Consider the following 4,451-nt stretch of genomic DNA (forward strand, 5'->3'; position numbering starts at 1 on the left):
CGCTGGTCAGGGCGCAGCCCCGACACCCCGAATCTCCCCTATACTGTGCCAAAAAAAGGAGGTTTCTATGGCATGGCACAGTGTGGCGCAGGCACAGGCCTTGACCGGAAAAAGTCGGCGGACGCTCTACCGTGATATGGCGGCAGGTCGTGTGTCATGGCGAACTAATGCCGATGGCAAGCGGGAGTTAGAAACCACGGAATTGCTGCGTGTGTACGGCGAGCTGCAACCCGCTGGCACGAATGCGCGGCACACGGTGTCACACCCCGTTGGCACAGAAGATCAGGCGGTATTACTCGCCGAAATACGCGCATTACGGCAGGAGGTCGCCGATTTGAAAGCGGCGGTCTTGCGTCTGGAGCACCATCCGACCCCGGCGGAGCCGGCGATCGTCAAACGGTGGTGGCAGCGCTGGCGCCGTTGATCCCTACTGCCGCGCCGCCGGCTTGGCCAACGCCTCACGGCCGTGCAATGAATTGCCCGCCCGTTCACCGTTTCTCACATTGGCAAAACGGCAAAAACACGCGCTTAGGGCGCGTTTCTCTCTGAAACTGGTCTCTGCGTACTGGGTTGCATAACCATTCATGCCGCCACACGGCCTGTACGCCATTTTGCGGGCTTTTTTGCGGAGAAGTGAGGGAGTTTTACTGCTTTGGTTGTTCAAGCGCACATAGGGCGCCTGAGGCGGTGCGGGAAACGGATGTTATGGTAAATCGACAGAGTTGTCGCAAGTGTCCTAAGTGAAGGAAATTAAAACAACAAAGGCCCGCTGTATAGCATACAGCGGGCCTTTGTTGTATATCTCTGTCGATTGTCCTCGGGGGGAAGCATTACTGCTAACAAGTCCCGTGGCTAGTAACTTCATTATAAGGATTGCTGACGATGTCGTCAAACAGGATAAAGGCCAGCTTGTCTGCGGCCAGAATAGGAACGTATGAAAATGTTCTAGGTGGGCCTGCTGGCATTCAAAAGACAGAAAAAGCCCTGAGGCTTTACATGTGGAACGCACAAATATCTGCCGCCTTCTTTGTACCCTTACATGTTTGCGAAGTGATTATGCGAAATGCTCTCTCAGATGTGCTCGAGGTGGTATACGGCCCCAGATGGCCGTGGTCTATGGGTTTTGAACGAAGTCTGCCGATCCCTGTTCATGGTTATAAACCCAAAGACGACCTTATTAATGGTCGGAGGAACCAGCCTACGACAGGAAAGGTTATCCCTGAACTCAAGTTTGTTTTTTGGCAGAAACTTCTGACCGGAAGATTCGACACCCGACTCTGGAACAATCACATACTGGCTGCTTTTCCTCATGCAGCTGCACAGGGATTGAGCGCAGCGCAGTTGCGGCAGAATCTCTACAACGATCTGGAGACAGTGAGAAAGCTGCGCAACCGTATTGCTCATCATGAGCCCATACTTAGCCGCAACCTGGAGGATGATTTTGCCACGATAAAGCGAATTATCGCATACCGGTGCCAACATTCACTGGAGTGGATGATAAACAACCAGATGCTACTTCCTTTGTTTACACTTAAACCGCTCTAAGAACACAGGTCCGCCCAACGGAAGTTATGGTAGATGCAATATTATGTAGTGCTTAGATCATGCTGGGGTTCGGATGTGGTGGAAACGCACTTTGTTCCTGATAGTAAGTAAAGCCTTTGCTTGTACTCTTCCATATCTAATGAAGATGATTTTAGCTTCCATTGTTGCTCAATTGGTTTTGGGAACCAGAGCTCCTGCACAGAGTCTTCGTTTTCTTGTGGTGAATGAGTTGATATGTTGATTACAGTGCCTTTTTTGATGAATAGATCTCTAAAGTGATTGTTCCTGAAACACCACTTTGTGGAGTTGTCTTCATTTAAAAGAATGACTGCTAATGGCGTTTTTGACACATGCACCATTTGGCATGCTGTTGCTGTTGCTGTGGTTCCGTAACGACTGGCTAGTGAGAGTACCAAGTTTATGTCTGGTATGGATTTTTTTAAGAAGTTAGCCATATCATTTTCTGGCATTAGTAGACTTGCTGCAAACTGGTTGGCTTCATTCTCTATGGTTTTCCCATGAGGGGTTATCTCGAACCTATCTATGTCGTCGATTCTGCATTTAACCTCTTCTTTATCTTGGTGAAGGATAAAATGCCCAATCTCATGGGCTATCGTAAAGTTTTTTCGACCATCTTCTTTAATATTGTTGTTATATATTATGGCGTTAACTTCCTCTGTGAGGAATAGAGCCCCTTGGAAGTCATTGGGGAGCTCTGCGCCTTGAACTTTTATTCCCAGACTTTCCGCTATTCTGATGCAGTCAATCGGAAATGGGTGCTCTGATTTTTGAGCGTTGAGCCATTTTTCTGCTATCTGTGAAGCTTCAAGTCTGGGGTTGTTCATCATTAACCTTGTTGTTTTAAAGCCTGCAAAATGCTCATTAATTGCACCTTTGTTGGCTCGGATAGTGTTTTGTATTCTCTAAAGAAAACGACGTCTTTATCGCTTTCCTTCTGCTCATCCATCAACGAGTCCATAGTAACATTTAATGCGTGCGCAAGCTTGGACACTATTTCAGCAGATGGTTTTATCTCCGGTTTCTTTTCGAGTTCCCAAATGTAGCTTTTCGTTGAACCAATCTGATTCGCCAGTTGCTCCAGTGAAAGTCCTCGATCAGTTCTTAGCTCTCTAATTTTTTCGTTCAGCATAGTGGCTCCCTCTTTTCTTGTTGAGTAGTGTTTGTTCGAAATTTGAGCGTTTCTATTGTTGGTAAGTATGGTCTAAAAGTATCGCTTCAGCAATACCGTGGTAATTCTCTAGCAATACTTTTAGTAGATCTATAGCTTGACTTTTTGGCTGTAAATGATACAATAGTTTTAGAAGCACAATTCCGTGCTTTGGTGACGAAGTGAGGTATGTATGAAGTCTGGGAATATCGCTAAGCGTTCAGGGCAGTATGAGATTATTGGGCCTAGGGGCGCCTCGACAGGGGTGGAGCGAACTGTCGTGAAGGGAGAGCCATTACCGCCAACTCCTAAAGCTGGTCAAACATATAAGTTAGTTGATCCAACTAAAAACGGGAGTGGCGGGAAAGGTAAGTGATCTTACAACTAAAAAATCAATGTGGTGAAGTCATCCGTCGACCGCATTGAGCTGATGATGTAAGGGCAAAACTTAGATTGGGGAATCGAAGTGTAGCCTTTTTATCTTCATCAGCCAAGAACTGGATGATTTTTTGGGATGGAGGGTATGCTATGAGCAAACCAGCACCTAAAGGCTTCAGATGGGTATATTGCCGCTATCGTCGAGTGAAAAACTCAACGAGAATGCTCGATGCTCACGATTACGGGTATGAAGCCTGGGCATTTTTAGTGCCTGGTCGATAACCTGAATTTGTTCAGGTACAAATAATGCCTGGTTTTTATAAAGCAGCCTTTGGCTGCTTTTTTTGTTTCTTGACTGAGAGTTAGCAACCAGCGTAGTCTTCGATTCTAGAAAAGAAAAAACCGCCTTGCAGGGCGGTTTTTTCGAAGGTTACAAAGAGTTGACGCTCTTTTTAACCGCGGTAACTGGCTTGGAGGAGCGCAGTCACCAAAACTTGTTCTTTCAGTTTAGCCTTAACTGATGCATAACTTCAAGACTCAACTCCTCTAATCAGCTACCAATGGCTACCGCCAGTGGCGATTTTTCGTGTCTTTCCGGGTTGGATTCAAGTGAATAGTTACCGGAATAGACGCGGTAGTCGGACTAAACGGGGAGTTCGTGCAGATAGTCCAGCTTGGAGCGAACCACCTACAAGGCACCCAGTTGCGCGGGAAGGAATGAGAAAACGCCACCTTACGGCGGACTGCAACGGGTAAACCTCAGGGTGGGAACAGGAGAGCGCACGAGGGAGCGACCCATCGGAAACGGTGGGGATCTTTAAGTCCTGTCAGGTTTCGCCGCTTCTGATTTGAGCACTGGAAATCCATTGATTTCGGTGACGCTCGTCAGGAGGGCGGAGCCTATGGAAAAACAGCCCGCCGGGCTGTGGCCTTTTCCCGCTTTTCTGCATGCCACTCACACCTTCATCCTTCCCTTTTTGTCCCCACCGCTCGCCGCAGTGTTGACTAGCGCAGTCTGTCAACGCGAGGAAGCGGAAGTGCATCTGCAGCTGATGTGTCGCACGGTCATTGTGGGGCTTTTGTTGACGATGCAAGATAGGCCACGTGTTCACGTTTGACGTCATTACATGCCTTCATTCGGTGACGTGTTGCCGATCCTGCCGGTGGCTCTCATGCGGGACAGGATATGTTTTGTAGCACCGCCGTGGGCGACGCGTCCAAAACGAGGGTGACGGACAGGAAATGTGTTGTCATGACCGCCGGTGTTCCTGGCGTTGACAACACGCTGGTCAGGGCGCAGCCCCGACACCCCGAATCTCCCCTATACTGTGCCAAAAAAAGGAGGTTTCTATGGCATGGC

4 protein-coding genes are annotated in these 4,451 nt (G+C 48.3%); 2 read left to right on the forward strand and 2 right to left on the reverse strand.

Features of this window, described 5'->3' with window-relative positions; genetic code table 11:
• On the forward strand, nucleotides 1-424 hold a 424-nt coding region (locus IF809_RS37995; protein WP_462840034.1), incomplete at its 5' end, for a hypothetical protein.
• 458 nt (nucleotides 425-882) lie between these two features.
• A complete protein-coding gene (locus tag IF809_RS38000) occupies nucleotides 883-1,545 on the forward strand; it encodes a hypothetical protein (protein WP_443004064.1) in 663 nt (220 codons plus the stop codon).
• A 41-nt stretch (nucleotides 1,546-1,586) separates the two neighbouring features.
• Here the strand turns inward: IF809_RS38000 and IF809_RS38005 are convergent, their stop codons facing one another.
• Nucleotides 1,587-2,393 (reverse strand): ImmA/IrrE family metallo-endopeptidase, encoded by an 807-nt coding sequence (locus IF809_RS38005; RefSeq protein WP_440483357.1) that lies wholly within the window; start codon nucleotides 2,391-2,393, stop codon nucleotides 1,587-1,589.
• On the reverse strand, nucleotides 2,393-2,695 hold the full coding sequence (locus IF809_RS38010) for a helix-turn-helix domain-containing protein (protein WP_440483358.1): 303 nt from the start codon (nucleotides 2,693-2,695) through the stop codon (nucleotides 2,393-2,395). Before IF809_RS38010 ends, IF809_RS38005 begins: the two co-directional genes overlap by 1 nt.
• Between the last annotated feature and the right edge of the window lie 1,756 nt (nucleotides 2,696-4,451).

The sequence above is a fragment of the Bradyrhizobium sp. UFLA06-24 genome, assembly GCF_054967145.1.

Bases quoted from the DNA above. Each gene is read 5' to 3' on its own strand.
- IF809_RS38000 (WP_443004064.1), top strand. From the start codon at position 883: ATGTCGTCAAACAGGATAAAGGCCAGCTTGTCTGCGGCCAGAATAGGA.
- IF809_RS38005 (WP_440483357.1), bottom strand. From the start codon at position 2,393: ATGATGAACAACCCCAGACTTGAAGCTTCACAGATAGCAGAAAAATGG.
- IF809_RS38010 (WP_440483358.1), bottom strand. From the start codon at position 2,695: ATGCTGAACGAAAAAATTAGAGAGCTAAGAACTGATCGAGGACTTTCA.